We start from the raw sequence: 22,275 nt of genomic DNA, 5'->3' as shown, positions 1-22,275 counted from the left end.
GCCGCAGAGATATACGGCGGCATACCGCGCCGCCGTATATACCCGTCATACTTCGAGTTGCATGTGCGTTGGTTGCGTTCGTTCGCCCCAGCCACTTACTCAAGTAAGCTCCTGGGGACTCGCTCATTTACCGCCTTCCTGAAACTCGAATTATTTAGGGTATAGCAAGGAACTTCAATGGATTACCCGCACATACTCTCCCCGATTTTAGATTTTCTGCACTGCCCAACTCCTCAGGCGTGGATTGATGAAGCCCGGAAGCCGGAAAATCTGCCGTTGTTGCTCACCGATCATATGGTGTGCGAGCTGAAAGCTGCGCAGAACGCCATGCTGCTGGTGCGTCGGTACGTAGCGGATAAAGAAGGTGCGGATGAACTGCTGGCCTGCCTGAAGCCCTATGAGGATTTCACCTACCGCTGGGGGCCGGAGCCGGATTTTGTCGCGCTGCATAAGCAGATAAATAAAAGCGCCATGCCGCAGACCGACGATCCCTGGGGACGTCAACTGCTCGACAGTATGATTTTGCTGATCAAAGAAGAGCTGCATCACTTCTGGCAAGTTCGTGAAATCATGCTTTCCCGCGACATACCTTACGTCAAAATAACCGCCAGCAACTACGCCCGCGGGCTACGCCGGGAAGTGCGTTCTCACGAACCGGTGATGCTGATCGATAAGTTAATCTGCGGCGCTTATATTGAAGCCCGTTCCTGCGAGCGTTTTGCCGCGCTGGCGCCATGGCTGGATGATGATCTGCAGAAGTTTTATCTGTCGCTACTGCGTTCCGAAGCGCGCCACTATCAAGACTATCTGGATTTAGCGCAGAGGATTGCCGGGGACGATATTAGCGAACGCGTGCGCCAGCTTGGCGAGGCGGAAGCGGCGCTTATTAACGCAACCGAAGCGGAATTTCGTTTTCACAGCGGCGTGCCTGCTTAAAAAGTTCAGGCCGCCGTTTAGCTATTGCGGCCTGACAATCACTATAGATTAGCGTTCTTATCTTTTTCCGTAGCAGCGGCGGCTTTCGGTGCGCCGAGAGTCGCTTTAAACCAGTTCACCACTCGCTCAATAACTGGCTTCTGATACCAGCTGTCATCGCCGTGCTCCGCGCCTTCCAGCAACACGTAGTCCGCCTGGTTACCCTCTTTTTTCAGCGCGTTATAGAGCTGTTTGCTTTGTAGCGGCGAAACCAACGTGTCGGCGCTGCCGTGCATAATTAAGAACGGTGGTTTTTTACCGCTGATATGGCCCATGGGGCTGGCCGCCAGCGCTTTTTGCTTATCGCTGCCGATAGTCGCGCCCGGCCAGTCGCGAAAGGCGCTGCCGTGAACCAGCAGCGCTTCAGTGACCGCCGGTGACTGATGCACTTTTTGTATCGGCTCCGGGAAACCTTCGCCGATATTCAATAAATTTGAGATCCCGTACAGCGTTGCGGCGGCCTGAACATTGGAGGATTGGGCGAGATTGTCGCCGCGATCGAATGATTTATCGTCGTTGGTCAGCGCCAGCATCTGGGCCATATAGCCGCCAGCGGAGTCGCCAAGAACGCCAATACGGGATGGATCGATACCGTATTCCGTCGCATGCTCGCGCAGGTAGCGAATAGCTGCCTTACCGTCCACAACCGGAGCCGGGAACGTGTCCGGGACCGTGCGATATTCCGCCGCGGCGACAACGAATCCGGCATCAGCCAGCGCCATACGCATTTCGATAAACTTATTCCATGCCGCGCTGGTGAAACCGCCGCCGGGGAAATAGACGATTGCCGGTTTCAGGTTGCCGTTGCGCGGTACCAGCAGCGACATATGCAGCTGACGCACGGCAACGGTGCTTTTCACCTGACTATAAACAATATCGTTCAGCGCATCGATGCGGCCCTGCGTTTTTTCCACGCGGATAACCTGTGCGCCTTCGGTATTCCCGGGAAGTTCGTTGGCGTAAACGCTGGAGGCCATGCCACCAATAATCAGGCTACCAATCAGCCGGAAAGGGACTTTTGTCATGATGTTCTATCCTGAGCAACGCCCGCCGTGGCGACAGGCTAAAGGGGAAAAAGATCTAATGCTCAGGCAGTGTATTACCGAAAATTTGCCATGAATAATGCTCTTTTTGCATTAAATTCATTTAGTTTTTCGATAGATATATGCGTTTGTCTTAACGGGGACTACAGGGTCTTTAGCATTGTGACTTCGCAGTCGACATGTCCGGTACAGCCCAGCGGCCCGTCGATATGCTCAAAGCCGAGATGCTCATATAAACCAACCGCTTCTTTCAGGAAGGCGGTGGTTTCCAGATAGCAGCGTTTGAACCCCTGCTCGCGGGCGTGATCCAGTGCTATCAGCGCCAACTTTTTCGCCAGCCCTTGGCCACGGGCTGATGTCATAAAATACATTTTCTGCAGCTCACAAATATCGGGCTCGCTGCAGGTCAGAGGCGCAACGCCGCCGCCGCCAACAACCTGTCCGTTTTGCTCGACCACCCAATAGGCGGAACCCGGCTGGCTATATAGCTGGAAAAGTTCATCCAGATTTGGGTCGGCGACCGTATAGCCTTTATCAGCGGTCAGGCCATATTCTGCGGAGACCTGGCGGATAACGGCGGCTATCGCGGCGTTATCATGGGCAGATAGGCGGCGTAAAGTGAAGGTCTGTGTCGCGGCAAGATTCATAGAATCACTCAATCTTAACTTAAATAACTATACATTGTTTTAATACCATTATTTTTTTAGCGGTGCAAGGAGCGCGTTAAATGCATTGCCGAAAAATGAAAAGATAATATATTCTGTTCGCTCAATGTAGAATACCTTGATTTATTATTTTTATATATGGTTTAAATTACAAGGACGATGTATTTATGAGTATGATCTCAGGGCAGCAACAAAGTCATAGCCATCATTTTGTTTTTCATGGTCAGACATGGCCCTACTTTGTTATTTGTTTGGTTAATGTCATATTGTCTATCATTACTTGCGGGATATTTATTCCATGGGCCTGGGTACGCAGTCGCCGTTACCTTTGTGAGAATATGGCGGTTAATGGCACCCGTTTGGGCTACCATGGCCGCGGGATTACGATTTTACTCAGTTGGGTGCTGATATTTGTTGTACTGATGTTACTTGGTTTAGCGTTAGCCATATTTTACCCCGGAAGCGAGGGACTGGAGGTGTTACTCCTCCTCGTTCTGTTGCCCGTAATGATAATAAAAGGGTTAGGCTACCACGCGATGATGACCTCTTTTGGTCAAGTTCGCTTCGGGCTTCAGTGCCATCCGCTTCGCGCATGGTGGGTGATGCTCGGTATGCCTGTACTGATTTATACGCTAATGGCCGTATTATTTTCAATGCTCGGAAGTAACCTTGGTTTCTACTATGGCGTCAATAGTATGATCCTCAGCATCATTTTCCTGACTCTGCTGGCGCTGTTTATTATTAGTGTCACTAATGGGGTGGTTTATAGCCATTGGCTTGAGTTAATCGGTAAAAGTGCTAGCTTGGGAAAAAATAAATTTAATATCTGTATCAGTACAAAACGTTGCATGGTTATATTTTTATGGGCAACGGTAGTCTCATTACCATTTGTTTTGATTTTTATTGTTTTTTTATTTTCTGTATTCTCGCAGATGATTACTGGCTGTATGTTCGGCTTGTGTAGTGAAAACACGGCGCTGCTTATGGTATTGCAGGATCTTGGCGCAGTAGTGGGTGGATACTTCTTTTTCACTATTGGTATCGTGCTATCTACGGCCTATGCCTGGGCGGCTCTACGTAATCATGCGTTGAATAATCTGGTGCTGGGAGATGGCGTTCATTTCCGTTCGACCCTGACGTTTCTCGGTCTTGCTCCGCGTTTATTGGGCCTGACGTTTCTCCCTCTGTTCACGCTGGGGCTGGCTTATCCATGGTTAAAGATTCATCTGATGCGCTATATTGCTGCGAATACTGCAGTGATTGGCGAGCTTGATTCTCTCGATATGGAGCCGGACGTGGCATCTCAGCCTGCGGTATCTGACAAACTGTGCGGCGGAATTTTCCCCATGCTGCCGTTCCTGTAATCCTTCCTGTAATGCAAAAGGCCAGAGCATGCTCTGGCCTTATTTTCTTTCGCGAGGAATTACAGCGCGGCGATGACGGCCTGCTGTTCAATCAGCTTCGCTTTCGCTTGTGCATAACCTTCCAGCTTCTCACGCTCTTTGGCGATAACCGCTTCCGGTGCGCGCGCCACAAAGCCTTCGTTGGAGAGCTTGCTTTCGATGCGTCCAATTTCACCTTCGATTTTGGTCACTTCTTTTGCCAGACGCGCCAGCTCATCTTCTTTGTTGATGAGGCCTGCCATCGGGATCAGCAGCTCGGCGCCGTCGATGATTTTGGTCACGGAAACCGGGCCTTTGTCATCGGCTGGCAGCACGGTGATGCTTTCCAGACGCGCCAGGTTCAGCAGGAAGCTGCGGTTGTCGTTCACGCGACGCATTGCAGCTTCGCTGCAACCGCGCAGCAGCAGCTCCAGCTGTTTGCCCGGCGCAATGTTCATTTCCGCGCGGATATTACGTACGGCAACGATCGCCTGCTTCAGCCATTCGGTGTCGGCCAGCGCGGCTTCATCAACCTGGGCCGCATCGTATTCCGGGAATGGCTGTAGCATGATGGTGTCAGCGGTAATGCCGGAGATAACCTTCACGCGCTGCCAGATGGTTTCGGTAATGAACGGGATGATCGGGTGCGCCAGGCGCAGCAGACCTTCCAGCACGGTCACCAGCGTATTGCGGGTGCCACGCAGCTCAGACTCGGAACCACCGGTCATGACCGGCTTAGTCAGCTCCAGATACCAGTCGCAGAACTGGTTCCAGGTGAACTCGTACAGAATGCCTGCGGCGATGTCGAAGCGGAAGTTATCCAGCGCTTCGCGATACGCTTTGATGGTCTGGTTGAATTCCGCGAGGATCCAGCGGTCCGCCAGAGACAGGGTCATTTCGCCGCCGTTAAAGCCGCAATCCTGATCTTCGGTGTTCATCAGCACGAAGCGGCTGGCGTTCCACAGCTTGTTACAGAAGTTACGGTAACCTTCCAGACGCTTCATATCCCAGTTGATATCGCGGCCGGTTGAGGCCAGCGCTGCCAGGGTGAAACGCAGGGCGTCGGTACCGTGCGGCTCGATGCCGTCCGGGAACTGCTTCTCGGTACGTTTGGCAATTTTCTCAGCCAGCTGCGGCTGCATCATGTTGCCGGTACGTTTCTCCAGCAGGTTCGGCAGGGAGATACCGTCAACCATATCCAGCGGGTCAATCACGTTACCCTTGGACTTGGACATCTTCTGGCCTTCGTCATCACGAATTAGACCGGTCATGTAGATGGTCTTAAACGGAATCTGCGGCTTGCCGTTTTCATCTTTGATGAAGTGCATGGTCATCATGATCATGCGGGCAATCCAGAAGAAGATGATGTCGAAGCCAGAAACCATCACGCTGGTCGGGTGGAACTGACGCAGCGCGTCGGTGTTCTCCGGCCAGCCGAGGGTAGAGAAGGTCCACAGCGCGGAGGAGAACCAGGTATCGAGAACGTCTTCGTCCTGACGCAGCGCGACTTCAGCACCGAGGTTATTTTCCTGGCGCACTTCGTCTTCGGTACGGCCCACGTAGACGTTGCCGTCGTTGTCGTACCAGGCCGGGATACGGTGACCCCACCACAACTGACGGGAAATACACCAGTCCTGAATGTCACGCATCCAGGAGAAGTACATGTTTTCGTACTGCTTCGGTACGAACTGGATATCGCCGTTCTCAACCGCTTCAACCGCTGGTTTTGCCAGTACGTCGGCACGGACGTACCACTGGTCGGTCAGCATCGGTTCGATAACCACACCGCCACGGTCGCCGTAAGGTACGGTCAGGTCGTGTGGTTTAACTTCTTCCAGTAAACCCAGAGCGTCGACAGCGGCAACGACGGCTTTACGCGCAGCAAAACGCTCCAGCTTCTGGAACTCTGCCGGGATGTCGTTTGGGTAAACGTCAGATTCTTCGCCTTTGGTGTCGTAGACTTCCGCGCTTTCGCGGATATCGCCGTCAAAGGTCAGGATGTTGATCATCGGCAGGGCGTGACGACGACCGACTTCATAGTCGTTAAAGTCGTGCGCCGGGGTGATTTTCACGCAGCCGGTGCCTTTTTCCATATCGGCGTGTTCATCGCCAACAATCGGAATGCGGCGATCAACCAGCGGCAGAATCACGAATTTGCCGATCAGATCTTTATAACGCGGATCTTCCGGGTTCACGGCCACGCCGGTGTCGCCGAGAACGGTTTCCGGACGCGTGGTGGCGACCACCAGGTAATCTTTACCGTCTGCGGTTTTCGCGCCGTCGGCCAGCGGATAGCGGATGTGCCACATCGAGCCTTTAGACTCGCGGTTTTCCACTTCCAGGTCAGAGATGGCGGTGCGCAGTTTCGGGTCCCAGTTGACCAGGCGCTTGCCGCGGTAAATCAGGTCTTCTTTGTACAGGCGGACAAAGACTTCTTTTACGGCGTTGGACAGGCCTTCATCCATGGTGAAGCGCTCGCGCTCCCAATCCACAGAGTTGCCAAGGCGGCGCATCTGGCGGGTAATGGTGCCGCCGGATTCCGCTTTCCACTGCCAGATTTTGTCGATAAAGGCATCACGACCGTAGTCGTGGCGGGTTTTACCTTCTTCGGCGGCAATCTTACGCTCAACCACCATTTGGGTAGCAATCCCCGCATGGTCGGTACCGGCCTGCCACAGGGTATTTTTACCCTGCATGCGCTGGTAGCGAATCATGGTATCCATGATGGTTTGCTGGAAGGCATGACCCATATGCAAACTGCCGGTGACGTTCGGCGGCGGGATCATGATGCAGAAGGACTCTTTGCTTTCATCGCCGTTAGGCTTGAAATAGCCCTGCTTTTCCCAGTGCTCGTAAAGCGGCTGTTCGATATCTTGGGGGTTGTATGTCTTTTCCATTATTTCCAGGTTGCCGTGTTCAGGTTGAAACCAGCCATGCGGTACGCTTTATAGCGTTCGCGCGCCAGTTGTTTCAAAGAATCTTCATAAGGGACGAAGTCTATCACTTCTGTGAAAGCGGTGGCAAAATCTGCAAAGTTTAGCCGCAGGCTAATCAAAATATCCCGCGGGCTGCTGTTGCGCTTTTGTGGCCAGGCAATTTCTACCGGCGCGCCGCCGCGCGGACCTTCCCCTGCCAGATTATGCGGAACGAAACTTTCCGCGGGCCTTGCCCATAGCGCTTCATCCAGACGAATCGCCTGCTGCTCGTCTTCGCAAGCGATAAGCACCCGCTTGCCGCTGCGCCAACGTTCTGCGGCAATGTCACACACCAGTTGCTCGACGGCGCTTAAGCCATCCTGTTGTGTATCGTTGTCCAGAAGATAGAACGTTGCGTTTTTCATGATATGGGGCTTCTTGTGGTGATTTTAAATGCGAAACCGGGTGGCAGATGCCACCCGGCTTTCGGGTTTACTCTTCGCCGTTAAAACCGGCGCGGTTTAGCAGGAACTGTGACAGCAGGGCAACTGGTCGACCAGTGGCGCCTTTGGCTTTACCGGAGCGCCATGCGGTACCGGCGATATCCAGGTGCGCCCAGTTGTACTTACGCGCAAAGCGCGACAGGAAACAACCTGCGGTAATCGCGCCGCCAGGACGGCCGCCGATGTTCGCCATATCCGCGAAGTTAGACTCCAGCTGTTCCTGGAACTCGTCGCCAAGCGGCAGACGCCATGCGCGATCGCCCGCCAGTTCGGACGCGCCAATCAACTCATGGGCCAGTGGATTGTGGTTCGACATCAGGCCGGTGATGTGGTGGCCCAGCGCAATCACGCAGGCACCGGTCAGGGTCGCTACGTCGATAACCGTTTCTGGCTCGAAGCGCTCAACGTAGGTCAGCACATCGCACAGCACCAGACGCCCTTCGGCATCAGTGTTCAACACTTCAACCGTTTGGCCGGACATGGTGGTCAACACGTCGCCCGGACGATAGGCGCGACCGCCCGGCATGTTTTCACACCCGGCCAGCACGCCGACAACGTTTAGCGGCAACTGAAGCTCTGCAACCATGCGCATCACGCCATACACCGCCGCCGCGCCGCACATGTCGTATTTCATCTCGTCCATGCCTTCGGCAGGCTTGATGGATATACCGCCGGAGTCAAAGGTCAGGCCTTTACCGACCAGCACGATAGGACGCGCGTCTTCTGCCGGGTTACCTTTGTACTCGATAACCGACATCAGTGATTCGTTCTGCGAACCGTTGCCGACCGCCAGATAAGAGTTCATTCCCAGCTCTTTCATCTGCTGTTCGCCGATAACGCGGGTAATGACGTTCTTGCTGTAGGTATCGGCCAGCTGGCGTGCCTGGGAAGCCAGGTAGGCGGCATTGCAGATGTTCGGCGGCATATTGCCGAGATCTTTCGCTGCCTTGATACCGGCGGCAATCGCCAGACCGTGCTGGATCGCGCGTTCGCCGCTGGTCAGCTCGCGACGGGTTGGGACGTTGAAGACCATTTTACGCAGCGGACGACGCGGCTCGCTTTTGTTAGTTTTCAACTGGTCAAAGCTGTACAGCGTCTCTTTTGCGGTCTCAACCGCCTGACGCACTTTCCAGTAGTTATTGCGGCCTTTGACGTGCAGTTCGGTCAGGAAACAGACGGCTTCCATTGAGCCTGTATCATTCAGAGTATTGATGGTTTTCTGAATGACCTGCTTGTACTGACGCTCGTCCAGCTCGCGTTCTTTACCGCAGCCGATAAGCAGAATGCGCTCTGAGAGAATGTTCGGCACATGGTGCAGCAATAACGTCTGGCCAGGTTTACCTTCCAGTTCGCCGCGACGCAGCAGGGCGCTGATATAACCGTCGCTGATTTTATCGAGCTGTTCGGCGATGGGGGAGAGCCGACGTGGTTCAAAGACGCCGACCACGATACAGGCGCTCCGCTGCTTTTCCGGGCTACCGCTTTTTACACTGAACTCCATGCACTATGCTCCTGAATCTTAAAGACAACAATGGTGGCTACAGCTATACTCGTCGTCTTTCAAGTTGCAGATGCGTTGGCTGCGCCTGCTCACCCCTGTCACTTACCTGATGTAAGCTCCGGGGCTTCACAGTCTTGTCGCCTGCCTGCAACTCGAAATCCATAGAGTATAGAAATTGAAAGCTTTCGTAACTCATGTCCGCTGTTGTGGTGACTTCGTGTTAATCTTAACGTTATTACGGCCTTGGTTCGTCAGAAAAGATCCTGATACGCAGAACCAGCAAGTCATTTAATCTTAGCGATGTTTTCGACGACCAAAGAGAATAAATGACGTTTAAGCCATGAAACAAGCTATTTTCCTGCAATAAAACGGGTTTTTACGGGCGTATTTATAGTGATAATCATAAGATATCTGGTTCGTGAGACGCTGAAAAGCCAGTTGGCGATCCTATTCATCCTGCTACTCATTTTCTTCTGTCAGAAACTGGTCAGGATCCTCGGAGCCGCTGTTGATGGCGATATTCCGACAAATCTGGTGCTCTCGCTGTTAGGGCTGGGCGTACCTGAAATGGCGCAGCTCATTCTGCCCCTGAGTTTATTTCTCGGGCTGCTGATGACGCTGGGCAAACTGTATACCGAAAGTGAAATCACGGTGATGCACGCCTGCGGCCTGAGTAAGGCTGTTCTGGTGAAAGCCGCCATGATCCTTGCACTCTTTACTGGCATCGTCGCGGCAGTCAACGTCATGTGGGCTGGCCCCTGGTCATCTCGTCACCAGGATGAAGTACTGGCGGAGGCGAAAGCCAACCCCGGCATGGCGGCCCTGGCTCAGGGCCAGTTCCAGCAAGCCAGCGACGGTAGCGCGGTGCTGTTTATCGAAAACGTCAACGGCAACCGCTTCAACGATGTCTTCCTTGCGCAACTCAGGCCGAAAGGCAATGCCCGTCCATCGGTGGTGGTGGCGGATACCGGCGAGCTCTCATTGCGTAAAGACGGCTCGCAGGTGGTGACCATGAATCAGGGTACCCGCTTTGAAGGCACCGCGATGCTGCGCGACTTCCGCATTACCGATTTTAAAAATTATCAGGCAGTTGTCGGCCATCAGGCCGTCGCATCTGACCCTAATGATACCGAGCAGATGGACATGCGCACCCTGTGGCGTACCGATACCGATCGTGCCCGCGCGGAGCTGCACTGGCGCTTCACCCTGGTGGCGACGGTATTCATTATGGCGCTGATGGTTGTACCGCTCAGCGTGGTCAACCCGCGTCAAGGGCGCGTGCTGTCGATGCTGCCGGCGATGCTGCTGTATCTGGTGTTCTTCCTGCTGCAAACGTCGATTAAATCAAGCGGCGGTAAAGGCAAAATGGACCCGATGCTCTGGATGTGGACGGTCAATCTGCTCTATTTCGCGCTGGCCGTGCTGTTGAACCTGTGGGATACGGTGCCAATGCGCCGCTTCCGTGCCCGTTTTAACAAAGGAGCGGCGTGATGCAGGCGTTTGGCGTACTTGACCGTTATATCGGTAAGACGATTTTCAACACCATCATGATGACGCTGTTCATGCTGGTCTCCCTCTCGGGCATTATCAAGTTTGTTGACCAGCTGAAAAAGGCCGGGCAGGGCAATTATGATGCGTTGGGGGCCGGGATCTACACGATTCTTAGCGTACCAAAAGATATTCAAATCTTCTTCCCGATGGCGGCATTGCTTGGCGCACTATTGGGGCTGGGGATGCTGGCACAACGCAGCGAGCTGGTGGTGATGCAGGCTTCCGGCTTTACTCGCTTGCAGGTGGCGCTGTCGGTGATGAAAACCGCTATCCCGCTGGTGCTGCTGACTATGGCAATGGGTGAGTGGGTTGCGCCACAGGGCGAGCAGATGGCGCGTAACTATCGTGCTCAGCAGATGTATGGTGGTTCGCTGCTTTCAACCCAGCAGGGTCTGTGGGCGAAAGATGGTCATAACTTTGTCTATATCGAACGGGTAAAAGGCAGCGATGAGTTGGGCGGCGTGAGCATTTACGCCTTTAACGACCAGCGTCGCTTGCAGTCTGTGCGCTATGCCGCATCGGCGAAGTTTGATACCGAGAATAAGCTCTGGCGTCTGTCGCAGGTGGATGAGTCTAATCTCACCGACCCGAAACAGGTCACTGGTACGCAGATGGTCAGCGGGACCTGGAAAACCAATCTGACGCCGGACAAACTCGGCGTGGTGGCGCTGGACCCGGATGCGCTGTCGATCAGCGGCCTGCATAACTACGTCACCTATCTGAAGTCCAGCGGTCAGGACCCTGGTCGTTATCAGCTCAATATGTGGAGCAAGATCTTCCAGCCGCTGTCGGTGGCGGTGATGATGCTGATGGCGCTGTCGTTTATCTTTGGCCCGCTGCGTAGCGTGGCGATGGGCGTGAGGGTGGTAACCGGGATTAGCTTCGGTTTTATCTTCTATGTGCTGGACCAGATTTTCGGCCCGTTAACTCTGGTCTACGGCATTCCGCCGATAATCGGTGCGCTATTGCCGAGTGCCAGCTTCTTCCTGCTAAGCCTCTGGCTGATGATGCGCAAATCCTGATGTAACGCGCCCCCTTCCTGATGTAGAAAGGGGGCGTTTTTTATCGTTTTCGCCCGCCTAGTAAGCTTCCCAGCATTCCCCTGACTATCTGATTCGTCACCTGACGCACCGCGCTTTTGGCTGCAGTTTGCACGATGCCATCGCGCTTACCGCCGCGTGGCCCGGTGGTGCCGAACAGAATGTCTTTTAACCCACCGAGAAGGCCGTCGTCGCTGTTTTGCTGACCTTTGGCTGGTGGTGACTCCTGCTTGTCAGTCGTAGCCTGAACGCCTTTTTGCAGCATTTCGAACGCCGATTCGCGATCGAACTCTTCTTCATATTTGCCATACAGCACCGAGTGATTAATCAGCCTGTTGCGTTCATCGTCGGAGACCGGCCCCATACGCGAACAGGGGGCGATAACCATTGCGCGTTCCACTACCGATGGGCTGCCTTTTTCATCGAGGAAGGAGATAAGCGCCTCTCCGGTACCCAGCTCCTGGATCGCCTGTTCGGTACTGAATGCCGGGTTGGCGCGCATGGTTTGCGCGGCGGTTTTTACCGCTTTCTGATCTTTTGGCGTGAAAGCGCGTAGGGCGTGCTGCACGCGGTTACCCAACTGGCCAAGCACCGCGTCGGGGATATCCGCTGGGTTTTGCGAAACAAAATAAACGCCGACGGCTTTGGAGCGAATCAGGCGGATCACCTGCTCGATTTTGTCCAGCAGCACCTGCGGCGCATCGTTAAAAAGCAGATGCGCTTCATCAAAGAAAAAGACCAGTTTTGGCTTTTCCCGATCGCCCGCTTCCGGCAGGCGTTCATAAAGCTCGGAGAGCATCCACAGCAGACTGGCAGCGTACAACTTCGGCATCTGGTAGAGCTTCTCGGCGCTGAGGATATTAATCACCCCTTTACCGTTGGCATCGACGCGCATCCAGTCCTGAATATCGAGCATCGGTTCGCCAAAAAAGTGCTCCGCGCCCTGCTGCTCCAGAGTGAGCAGACCGCGCTGAATCGCCCCGACTGAAGCGCTGCTGATATTGCCGTACTGGTTCTGAAACGCTTTGGCATTGTCGCCAATATATTGGGTAATGGCGCGCAGGTCTTTGAAGTCGAGCAGTAGCAGACCACGATCGTCGGCGATGCGAAAGATAATATTCAGCACCCCGGACTGAACCTCGTTGAGGTTGAGCAGACGGGCCAGCAGCAGCGGTCCGAGGTCAGAAACCGTAGCGCGAACCGGATGGCCCTTTTCGCCAAATATGTCCCAGACCACTACCGGGTTAGCGTGCGGCTGCCAGTCCGTCACGCCTATTTTCTCCAGCCGCGCCTGCAGTTTTTCCGAATTTTGGCCTGATTCAGCGATACCGGTGAGATCGCCCTTCACATCAGCCATAAATACCGGAACGCCGATTTCCGAAAAAGACTCCGCCAGCTTTTGTAGAGTGACGGTTTTACCGGTCCCGGTGGCGCCGGTAATCAGTCCGTGGCGATTGGCCATGGCGGGTAATAAATGCAGCTGTTTCTCCAGCGTGCGTGCAATCAGCAGAGGTGAACTCATCATCGATTTCTCCATTTATCCTGCTGCGAGTATAGGCAACCTGACCACAAATGGAGGGAGAAATCACGCACGCTGGCATTGACTCACTTCAGGCGCAGTGGCGCTGAATTAAGTCGATGCTCTGTTCTATTTCGCGGCGGATGTCGTCTTCGCTCCAGTTTGCCAGCTCAGGCGAGAAAGGTTCGAAGGCATACACGCCCTGATAGCCGCGCGCTTCCAGATTCTTCACCTGCTCGCAGCTTTGCAACTGATCCTTCGGTGTCAGCATGATGCGTTCGTTATCCGTGAGCGTCTCGCGGGGGCGGGTATCCTCAACGCCGGAAAGATGTACCAGGCCAATCTCTGCCATATCTACCTGAGCGAACTCTTCATCAGCCTGAGGATAAAGATGGTGGTGGAAGGTATCGATCAGCAGCTTAAACGGCACCCGTGCGTCGTGGATCAGCGTTTGCGCCTGCGCCGATGAACGCAGAGAACTTTGCGGGAAGCCGAGCGGTTCAACCAGCCCGTGAATACCGTAGAAGGCAAATAACGGCGCCAGATCGCGCAGGGCGTTGAGCGTCTCGCTCGCCGGAACCTCGGTGCCATCATTCAGCGGGCACAGCACCAGCGATTTCGCGCCAACGGCTTTCGCCTCTTTCAACAGCGACTCTGTCAGGCTGCGAACCTCTTCGGTGCGACAGTTGAAAGGGTATACCGCATTGATGGTGAGGATCTCAATATGGTAGCGGTCAGCCAGTTCACGAACCTGCTGAGGGGGGAGATCGTCGGTCACTTTTCCGCTAGGAAGATCGTTACGTAGCTCGACCTTATTCAACCCCAGGCTGTTCACCAGGCGGAAGAAGGCTTCAATACTGAGTGAGGGAGCGATCTTGCGATTGATACAGAAACGCTGCTGTGCGATAGCCATTTGACTCTCCTGACACAAGATGGATCGGGTTCGTTCGATTGCTTCTTAGTCAAAACGTTTATTCCAAAATTAGCAATGAGTGAAATGGTGGTTTTTTGAGCCGACTCGCAAAATAGTTTCCTGGTGTGTTTTTATGACTTCTGTTTCCATGAGGCTCTACGTCTAATCTCTTTCAGTTGTGATTTAGCCTGTAAGGCGACATTTTCTTACAAGAAAGTGCGACCATCATCACCAAAATAGAATTTCATTATACGCAAACATTGAAATATTAATTTCATTTTACTACGGTTATAGCACAGCAGATCCAGCAATGGGCCGTACTGCGTTGGCCCCCGATACCCCATACATATGAGGCGAGAGCATGACTATCACAGGAAACTTTATTGGCGGGAAAACCGTTACCAGCGCCAGCAACAATACGATGCCGGTTTTCGACCCCGCGACGGGCAAAGTGGTCCGCGAAGTCACGCTATCGACCGCGCAGGAAGTGTCTGACGCGATTCAGGTTGCACGCGATGCTTTTGAAGGCTGGTCACGTACCACGCCTCTGCGCCGCGCCCGCGTGATGTTCAATTTTAAAATGTTACTTGAACAGCATGCTGAAGAGCTGGCGGGGATTATCGTCAGCGAACACGGTAAAGTCTTTTCTGACGCGCTGGGTGAGCTGACCCGCGGCATGGAAGTCGTTGAGTTTGCCTGCGGCATTCCGCATCTGATCAAAGGGGAATTCTCATCGGATGTCGGTACCGGCGTTGACAGCTATTCGCTGATGCAGCCGCTAGGCGTGGTGGCGGGAATTACGCCGTTTAACTTCCCGGCGATGGTGCCGATGTGGATGTTCCCGCTGGCGTTGGCCTGCGGGAACAGCTTTGTCCTCAAGCCGCCCGCGCTGGCGCCAACTGCCGCAGTGCGTATGGCTGAACTGCTGAAAGAAGCGGGCCTGCCGGATGGCGTTTTTAACGTGGTACATTGCAGTAATGAAGATGCTGAACAGCTCTACAGAGACCCGCGTATCGCGGCGGTAAGCTTTGTGGGCTCCTCCGGCGTCGCAGAGCATATTTATAAAACCGCCAGCGCTTATGGTAAGCGAGTTCAGGCATTCGGCGCCGCGAAAAACCACGCGATTGTTATGCCAGACGCCGATCTTGATGCCACCGTCAATGCCATTATGGGCGGCGCGTTCGGTTCTGCGGGTGAGCGCTGCATGGCGTTGCCGGTGGTGGTGGCCGTGGGGGATGAAACGGCAGATAAGCTGATTGCGCGCCTGAAACCGCTGGTGGAGTCGCTGAAGGTCGGTCCAGGCTGTATGCGTGGCAAAGAAGAGAACGAAATGGGACCGGTCGTTTCTGATACTCACCAGAAAAAAGTGCTGGGCTATATCGATAAGGGCGCCAGCGAAGGGGCTACGCTGGTGGTCGACGGACGTAAGCTGAAGGTCTCCGGGTTTGAAGAGGGGTACTACGTCGGCGGAACGCTGTTCGACCACGTGACGCCGGAGATGACTATCTGGCGCGAAGAGATTTTTGGCCCGGTGCTGGGGATTGTCCGCGTGGCGGATTACCACAGCGCGCTGGAGCTGGTGAACAGCCATGAGTTCGGCAACGGTAGCGCCGTCTTTACCAGTAATGGCCACACTGCTCGAGAATTTGTACATGATGTCCAGGCCGGAATGGTTGGGGTCAACGTACCGGTACCTGTTCCGATGGCCTTCCACAGTTTTGGCGGCTGGAAACGCTCCGTATTTGGTGCACTGAACGTGCATGGGCCAGATGGTGTGCGTTTCTATACTCGAATGAAAACCGCCACCGTCCGCTGGCCGCAAGGTCAGCAAACCGTATCTGAGTTCAGTATGCCGACGTTAGGTTAATCGGCGGAGGAGAACGCCATGTCTTTACTGGCTAAAGCAAAACAAGAAGGGCAGATCCAGCACATCACCCCGCAGAGCGCGGGGTGGAAATATATTGGCTTTGATGTCTGGATGTTAAAGAAAGGACAAACCGTTACCCTGGAAAGCGGCGATCGTGAACTGTGCCTGGTGCTGGTTGCCGGACTGGCTTCGGTAAAAACCACGAAAGCCGATTTTCCGAACCTTGGTCAGCGTATGTCACCGTTTGAGCGAACGCCGCCCTGGTCGGTCTACGTGCCGCCGCAGGATAAAGTTGAAGTGACGGCCGATTCAGACCTTGAGCTGGCGGTATGCAGCGCGCCGGGGAAAGGAACGCTTACGGCTCGAGTGATTTCCCCGCAGGATGTGGGCGTTGAACATCGCGGCAAAGGGCGCAACCAGCGTCTGGTGCACAACATTCTGCCGGATAACGTGCAGGCGGACTGCCTGCTGGTGGTAGAGGTTTACACCGATGAGGGCGCGACCAGCTCATGGCCTTCGCATAAGCACGATACGGCACTGCCGGGACAGGAAACCCAGCTGGAAGAAACCTACTACCATCGTTTCGATCCGCCGCAGGGCTTCGCGTTCCAGCGTGTCTATACCGATGACCGTAGCCTGGATGCCTGCATGGCGCCTTATAACCACGATGTAGTGATGGTCCCACGTGGCTATCATCCGGTAGCGGCGATTGCCGGTTATGATAGCTATTATCTGAACGTCATGGCCGGTCCGGACCGCAAGTGGTTGTTTACCTGGGAAGAGGATCATGCATGGATCAACAGCCCTGAGTATCCTCGCCATGATTGATATCCGTAGAGGATAGTCGATGATAAAAAGGCCGGTTAGCGATGCTAACCGGCCTTAAATTTAGCCATTGTTGTCGGCCCGTGAAAATGAGGTTTGGTAGCCCGGGCAGACGCAGCGCGCCGCCCCCGGGAAAAGGCAAAAAGCCTAGGCCAGCTGTTTCGTTTCTGAATCTTTGCTGCTGTTTAGCGCCAGAGAAACCGCCAGCGTCTGGGCCAGGCACAGTGATGCCACCTGCGAACGGAATCCGTCAACCTGCGCCTCGCGTACGACGAAACACACGTCGCTAAAGGCTGCCAGCGGGCTGACCTGACTGTCGGTAATCGCTATCTGCCGGGCTTTGCGCTGAGCGCCCAGCTCAACCAGCTCAACCACTTCACGGGCGTAAGGCGAGAAGCTCACTGCGACAACCACATCTTTCGGCCCTACCAGGCTTAGCTGCTCGGTGAACATGCCGCCCAGGCCATCGATCAGAAACGCTTTACGATCCAGATGGCGTAGCGCGTAGGTCAGGTAGGAGGCGACGCTAAAGGAACGGCGCAGGCCGATAACGTAGATATTTTCCGCTTCCGCCAGCAATGCCACCGCGCGCTGCAAATCGTCACCGGAGGTCTGCATCGCCAGCTGCTGTAGCGCCTGCGTATTAACCATCGTGAACATATTGAGGATTTCGGTCGGCGTTTCCGGCGGGGAAGAATCATCCGTCGTGGTCTGGCGGAACAGACGGGCACGCTCGGTATAGTTGGCTGTTTCTTCCATCAGATGCTGCTTGAACATCTGCTTCATTTCGTTAAAGCCGCTGAAACCGAAGGCGTTAGCGAAGCGAATCAGCGTTGAAGGAGGAACGTCAGCTTGTTGCGCGATAGAGGCCACGGTGTCAAAAGCCACGCTATTGCTGTTATCCAGAATATAACGGGCTACCTGTTTCAGGCGTTTGCTTAGCGTGTCGTAGCGACGCCTGATTTCATCCTGCAAGATGGTAAGTTGGGTCGGATTATTGGCCATAGATTGCGCTCTGAGAAAATGAAAGGAATATAATTTCCAGTGTATCAAATGAAGCGAATTTTTCATTCACTACGGTGAAATACGCGATTCATTTCACGAAGATCCAGAAAAAAGCCCGCATCTTCAGGAGAGGATGCGGGCCAGGTTAGAATCAGCCGCGGGCTTCACGCCAGTAGCCGATGAGCGTGAGATAGTTGCGTTTCACTTCGTCAATCAGCGCCTCGTCGCTCAGTTCTCCCTGCATCCAGCGGCGCGACGGCTGGCCAAAGATGGTACGACCGACGGCAAAGCCTTTGATCATCGGATGCTTCGCCGCTTCGGCAAAACCGGCGCGCAGGCGATCTGATGGCGCATCCAGACCGAGGATCAGGATCCCACGGCACCAGCGGTCTTCACGTTCGATCAGCTTGCTGATTTTCTCCCACTGAACGCTCGACAGCGGCGGCAGCTTCCACCAGTCTGGCTGAATGCCGAGCTGATAGAAGTGCTCCAGCATATCGTGGTAATGGCGTTCATCTTTATCCGGACCGTTCTCCGGCAGTATGATTTCCAGCAGCAGCTCATGCCCGGACTTGTTGCATGCCTGCCAGACTTCCAGCAGCAGCGCATCCTGCTCGGCGCGCAGCTCAGCCGGATCGGCCGGGTGATAGAAGACCAGGCATTTCACCACGTGCTCCAGCGGCCAGTCGATCAGCTGGGAACCGATGTTGCCGTGCTCCAGACGCAGCGGGCGCGAGCTCGGCATTTCGATCGGCCGACCGATCCACCATCCCTTGCCGGTGATGGCATTCAGCGAGCTTTGACCGTAGGTGCCATCGGCGAGAATACCGCTGCGTCCATCAAGACCTGCTTCTTTGGCTGCGCTTTCCGCAGCCGCCAGGAGCAATAGCTTCAGCTGTGGAATGCAGGATTCATTACGCCCGGTTTCCTGAGCGAGATCCGACAACTGCTTACGGTGGTCAAAGGCGAAGATGCACAGCTCCGGCCACGCCTGACGGCGGCTGGTGACGCGATGGAGATGGTTAAGGCGGTCGTCGATATCCGGACGCGGGACCGATTCTGCCCGCGACAGGTAGTCATCAAGCTCGACTTTGGTCGGCATCGCTGGCGCACAGCCGTGGCGTGATACGACCAGTGCGCCGCAGGCGTTAGCGTAGCGACAGGCCTGCTCCCAGCCTTCATCATTAAGCCAGCCACGCAGCAGACCGGACATAAAGGCATCGCCAGCACCCAGTACGTTAAGCACTTCTACACGCACGCCTTGCTGTAGCGGTACGCTATCCCAGCTGTCAGGAATGGCGCCTTCCAGAACCACACAGCCCATCGGACCGCGTTTGCAAACCAGCGTTGCTTTCGTGGCGTTACGCACGTTTTTCAACGCGGTCAGCGTATCGGTACTGCCTCCAGCAATATGGAACTCTTCTTCTGTACCGACGACTAAATCGAACAGATGCAGTACTTCCTGAAGCTGGCTGGTCACCTGGCCCGACTCAACGAAACGCGTTTCACCGTCGCCTAAAGAAGTTAGCCCCCAGAGCACCGGGCGATAGTCGATATCCAGCGCGGTACGCAGGCCGTGACGGCGGGCATATTCCAGCGCTTTCAGTACCGCTTCACGCGTGTTGGCGTGTGAAAGGTGAGTGCCGGTTACCGCCAGAGCCCGGGAAGATGCGATGTACTCTTCTTTAATGTCTTCTGGCGATAGAGCCATATCGGCGCAGTTATCGCGGTAAAAAATCAGCGGGAATGTCTCCTGATCTTTAATCCCCAGCATCACTAACGCCGTCAGGCGCTGCTTATCCGTGATTAAGTATTCCGTATCGACGCCGGCGCGGCTAAGCGTTTCACGTAAAAAACGGCCATTGTGTTCATCGCCCACGCGGGCAAGCATCGCCGATTTTAATCCCTGAATGGCGGTGCCGAAGGCGACGTTGCCGGAAGAGCCACCCAGGTATTTAGAAAAACTGGCAACATCTTCCAGCCTCGCGCCAATCTGCTGGGCATAGAGATCGACTGCCACCCGGCCAATACAGATGACATCGAGTCGCTTTACTGCTGCATTCATAGCTAGGGTTTCCTTTTGCATTTCTGCTGTACGGAAGAGTCGGAATGCCGACAGCGTCTCCGAAAACAGCCTGAGGGTTATTGGTTCCCCTTAGTTTGAGAAATAAATATTTCATTTGCAAACTAGATCGAAATTAAAAAACCAAAAATGTGAGGGATATACCACTATGCCGCGCTGAGCCTCATTCTGCCTAAGATCCTGCACGGTGACTGAAAATAGAACAGAGGTGAGTGCAGTATCTTTCTTTACCTATGATTTTTAAGGGGATATCAAAGGAAAAACCTCGTAAATTGAGCGTCATCCCGTATGGAAGATGCCAATGAAACGGGTGAAATGCATAGAGAGTTTGATCCTTCTCGCAAAATGAAATATTTTTTCTGTATTTCTATTTAATGAAAAAAATGTTTGCCTATAATCCAAAAGTATTCCAGTGACGTTAACGATTTCCCTGACTCATCGCTTGTATCGCTGTGCAGGGCAAACGCGAACCCACACGCAAATACTGAACAATAAGGATTGGGCAACATGGGCAAACTGAGACTGACAATGGCGCAGGCGCTGGTGAAGTTCCTGGATAACCAGTACCTGGAAGTGGATGGCGAAGAGCATAAATTCGTAAAAGGCATCTTTGCTATCTTTGGCCACGGCAACGTTCTGGGGCTGGGTCAAGCTCTGGAACAAGACAGCGGTGAAATGCGGGTCTATCAAGGGCGTAACGAGCAAGGAATGGCACATGCCGCGACCGGTTTTGCCAGACAGTCTCTGCGCCGTCAGATTATTGCCTGCACCTCTTCCATCGGCCCTGGCGCAGCGAACATGATTACCGCCGCTGCAACCGCCACCGCCAACCGTATCCCTCTGTTATTGCTGCCTGGCGATGTGTTTGCTACTCGTCAACCGGATCCCGTTTTACAGCAGATCGAGCAGAGTCATGACCTGAGCATTACCACCAACGATGCGTTTCGTGCGGTGAGCAAGTACTGGGATCGTATTACTCGTCCGGAACAGCTGATGAGTGCCTGCGTGAGCGCGATGCGCGTGCTGACCGACCCGGCGGAAACGGGGGCTGTTACCCTGTGTCTGCCGCAGGATGTCCAGGGCGAAGCCTGGGATTATCCAGAGTCCTTCTTTACCCGTCGCGTACATCGTCTTGACCGTCGCCCGGCCAGCGCCGCGCAGTTGGCGGATGCGGTTGCGGCGATTAAAGCCAGCCGTAAACCGCTGATCGTCTGCGGTGGCGGGGTGAAATACTCCGGTGCAGGCGAGGCGTTGACCCGTTTTGCCGAGCGTTACGGCGTTCCATTTGCTGAAACTCAGGCCGGGAAGGGCAGCGTGGTCTCTTCGCATCCGTTTAACGTTGGCGGCGTCGGGGAAACCGGCTGCCTGGCGGCGAACCTGCTGGCGAAAGAGGCGGATTTAGTGATTGGCCTCGGCACGCGTTTCAGCGATTTCACCACCTCGTCGAAATGGATTTTCCAGCATCCGGGCGTGCGCTTCCTCAATATTAACGTCAGCAACTTCGATGCCTGGAAGCTCGATGGTATTCCGATGCTGGCGGATGCTCGTGAAGCCCTTGATGCCCTGGATGACGCTCTGTCCAGCGACACCTGGCAGGCCGCATGGGGCGAGCAGATCGAAAGCGTACAGAGCCGCCAGTTGAAAGAGACTCAGCGCGTTTACCAGGCGGTGTGGCAGGAAAAATCTTTTGTACCGGAAATTGACGACCATCTGGATCGTGAATCGGTGTATCGCGAATTCCGCCAGATAACCGACTCAACTCTGACGCAAAGCAGCGTTCTCGGCGTGTTAAATGAAACGCTACCGGCGGATGCAGTGATTGTGGCGGCAGCGGGAAGCCTGCCGGGAGACCTGCAGCGCGTCTGGCGTAACCGGGCGACCAACACTTATCACGTGGAATACGGCTACTCCTGCATGGGCTATGAAGTCAGCGCCGCGCTAGGCGTGAAGTTAGCCCAGCCGCAAAGTGAGGTCTATTCACTGGTCGGCGACGGCTCGTTCATGATGCTGCACTCCGAGCTGGTGACCTCCCTGCAGGAGCGCGCGAAGATCAATATCGTGCTGCTCGATAACATGGCTAACGGCTGTATTAACAACCTGCAAATGGAGCACGGAATGGATAGCTTCGGCACCGAATTCCGCTTCCGCTGCGCCGAGTCTGGCCAGCTGCAGGGCGGCCTGGTACCGGTAGATTTCGCCACCGTCGCTTCCGGCTACGGCTGCAAAACCTGGCGCGTCACGACGCTCGATGAGCTACGCCATGCGCTGGATGCCGCGCGCCGCGAAACCGTCAGCACCCTGATCGACATTAAAGTGCTACCGAAAACCATGGTGCACAAATACGGCAGCTGGTGGAACGTCGGCGTCGCGCAGTCGGCACTGTCCGAGCGGATCCGCAAAGTAGCTGAAATGATTAATGAAAAACGCGCTCAGGCGCGGGATTACTAAAACAGAACACAAACCCTGAACCCTACAAATCTCGGGAGAA

The 22,275-nt window shown here is 54.6% G+C and carries 16 protein-coding genes; 7 read left to right on the top strand and 9 right to left on the bottom strand.

All coding sequences use genetic code 11. The features are described from left to right. The first annotated feature begins 177 nt into the window (after positions 1 to 177). A complete protein-coding gene (gene miaE / locus DA718_RS25755) occupies positions 178 to 936 on the top strand; it encodes a tRNA isopentenyl-2-thiomethyl-A-37 hydroxylase MiaE (RefSeq protein WP_112216268.1) in 759 nt (252 codons plus the stop codon). 41 nt (positions 937 to 977) lie between these two features. Here the strand turns inward: miaE and DA718_RS25750 are convergent, their stop codons facing one another. Beyond that, a complete protein-coding gene (locus DA718_RS25750) occupies positions 978 to 2,000 on the bottom strand; it encodes an alpha/beta hydrolase (RefSeq protein ID WP_112216269.1) in 1,023 nt (340 codons plus the stop codon). 161 nt (positions 2,001 to 2,161) lie between these two features. Further along, complete coding sequence (locus DA718_RS25745) at positions 2,162 to 2,665, bottom strand: GNAT family N-acetyltransferase (RefSeq protein ID WP_112216270.1); 504 nt, start codon at positions 2,663 to 2,665, stop codon at positions 2,162 to 2,164. Positions 2,666 to 2,850: 185 nt separating this feature from the next. Here DA718_RS25745 and DA718_RS25740 point away from each other — a divergent pair, with 185 nt between their 5' ends. After that, complete coding sequence (locus DA718_RS25740) at positions 2,851 to 4,047, top strand: YjgN family protein (RefSeq protein WP_112216271.1); 1,197 nt, start codon at positions 2,851 to 2,853, stop codon at positions 4,045 to 4,047. Between the two features lie 59 nt (positions 4,048 to 4,106). Here the strand turns inward: DA718_RS25740 and DA718_RS25735 are convergent, their stop codons facing one another. The 3 genes from DA718_RS25735 to pepA all read right to left on the bottom strand — a co-directional run bounded on the left by DA718_RS25735 (position 4,107) and on the right by pepA (position 8,984). After that, positions 4,107 to 6,962 carry a valine--tRNA ligase gene (locus tag DA718_RS25735; RefSeq protein WP_112216272.1) on the bottom strand — a complete coding sequence of 952 codons (2,856 nt, stop codon included), beginning with the start codon at positions 6,960 to 6,962 and terminating at the stop codon, positions 4,107 to 4,109. Then, positions 6,962 to 7,405: a DNA polymerase III subunit chi gene (gene holC, locus DA718_RS25730; RefSeq protein WP_004098129.1), complete on the bottom strand. Its 444-nt coding sequence runs from the start codon at positions 7,403 to 7,405 to the stop codon at positions 6,962 to 6,964. The genes DA718_RS25735 and holC overlap by 1 nt, the downstream gene beginning before the upstream one ends. 67 nt (positions 7,406 to 7,472) lie before the next feature. After that, the gene (pepA, locus tag DA718_RS25725; protein WP_112216273.1) at positions 7,473 to 8,984 is read right to left on the bottom strand and encodes a leucyl aminopeptidase; all 1,512 of its coding nucleotides are present in this window, start codon (positions 8,982 to 8,984) and stop codon (positions 7,473 to 7,475) included. 393 nt (positions 8,985 to 9,377) lie between these two features. Here pepA and lptF point away from each other — a divergent pair, with 393 nt between their 5' ends. Both lptF and lptG read left to right on the top strand, forming a co-directional pair. Then, positions 9,378 to 10,475 (top strand): LPS export ABC transporter permease LptF, encoded by a 1,098-nt coding sequence (gene lptF, locus DA718_RS25715; RefSeq protein ID WP_110276612.1) that lies wholly within the window; start codon positions 9,378 to 9,380, stop codon positions 10,473 to 10,475. After that, positions 10,475 to 11,557 (top strand): LPS export ABC transporter permease LptG, encoded by a 1,083-nt coding sequence (gene lptG / locus DA718_RS25710; RefSeq protein WP_112216274.1) that lies wholly within the window; start codon positions 10,475 to 10,477, stop codon positions 11,555 to 11,557. Before lptF ends, lptG begins: the two co-directional genes overlap by 1 nt. A 40-nt stretch (positions 11,558 to 11,597) precedes the next feature. Here lptG and DA718_RS25705 read toward each other — a convergent pair whose 3' ends face one another. Both DA718_RS25705 and DA718_RS25700 read right to left on the bottom strand, forming a co-directional pair. Next, positions 11,598 to 13,097, bottom strand: a complete 1,500-nt coding sequence (locus DA718_RS25705; RefSeq protein WP_112216291.1) for a helicase HerA-like C-terminal domain-containing protein — start codon at positions 13,095 to 13,097, stop codon at positions 11,598 to 11,600. Between the two features lie 88 nt (positions 13,098 to 13,185). Then, positions 13,186 to 14,007 (bottom strand): TIM barrel protein, encoded by an 822-nt coding sequence (locus DA718_RS25700; RefSeq protein ID WP_112216275.1) that lies wholly within the window; start codon positions 14,005 to 14,007, stop codon positions 13,186 to 13,188. A 361-nt stretch (positions 14,008 to 14,368) separates the two neighbouring features. On the opposite strand from DA718_RS25700, the gene DA718_RS25695 reads away from it, so the two are divergent. After that, positions 14,369 to 15,874: a CoA-acylating methylmalonate-semialdehyde dehydrogenase gene (locus tag DA718_RS25695; protein ID WP_112216276.1), complete on the top strand. Its 1,506-nt coding sequence runs from the start codon at positions 14,369 to 14,371 to the stop codon at positions 15,872 to 15,874. 18 nt (positions 15,875 to 15,892) lie between these two features. Continuing rightward, on the top strand, positions 15,893 to 16,702 hold the full coding sequence (gene iolB, locus DA718_RS25690) for a 5-deoxy-glucuronate isomerase (RefSeq protein WP_112216277.1): 810 nt from the start codon (positions 15,893 to 15,895) through the stop codon (positions 16,700 to 16,702). A 144-nt stretch (positions 16,703 to 16,846) separates the two neighbouring features. Here iolB and DA718_RS25685 read toward each other — a convergent pair whose 3' ends face one another. Together DA718_RS25685 and DA718_RS25680 are read right to left on the bottom strand one after the other, a co-directional pair. Then, a complete protein-coding gene (locus DA718_RS25685; RefSeq protein WP_110276618.1) occupies positions 16,847 to 17,704 on the bottom strand; it encodes a MurR/RpiR family transcriptional regulator in 858 nt (285 codons plus the stop codon). A gap of 151 nt (positions 17,705 to 17,855) precedes the next feature. Next, positions 17,856 to 19,769 carry a bifunctional 5-dehydro-2-deoxygluconokinase/5-dehydro-2-deoxyphosphogluconate aldolase gene (locus DA718_RS25680; RefSeq protein WP_112216278.1) on the bottom strand — a complete coding sequence of 638 codons (1,914 nt, stop codon included), beginning with the start codon at positions 19,767 to 19,769 and terminating at the stop codon, positions 17,856 to 17,858. Positions 19,770 to 20,294: 525 nt separating this feature from the next. Between DA718_RS25680 and iolD the strand changes: the two genes are divergently transcribed. Next, positions 20,295 to 22,235 carry a 3D-(3,5/4)-trihydroxycyclohexane-1,2-dione acylhydrolase (decyclizing) gene (gene iolD, locus DA718_RS25675; protein ID WP_112216279.1) on the top strand — a complete coding sequence of 647 codons (1,941 nt, stop codon included), beginning with the start codon at positions 20,295 to 20,297 and terminating at the stop codon, positions 22,233 to 22,235. Positions 22,236 to 22,275 lie beyond the last annotated feature (40 nt).

This window comes from Klebsiella huaxiensis (assembly GCF_003261575.2).
In the GTDB taxonomy this organism is placed as follows: domain Bacteria; phylum Pseudomonadota; class Gammaproteobacteria; order Enterobacterales; family Enterobacteriaceae; genus Klebsiella; species Klebsiella huaxiensis.
The sequence above is the reverse complement of the archived record's forward strand: the minus strand, read 5'-3'. Positions and strand labels throughout refer to the sequence as shown.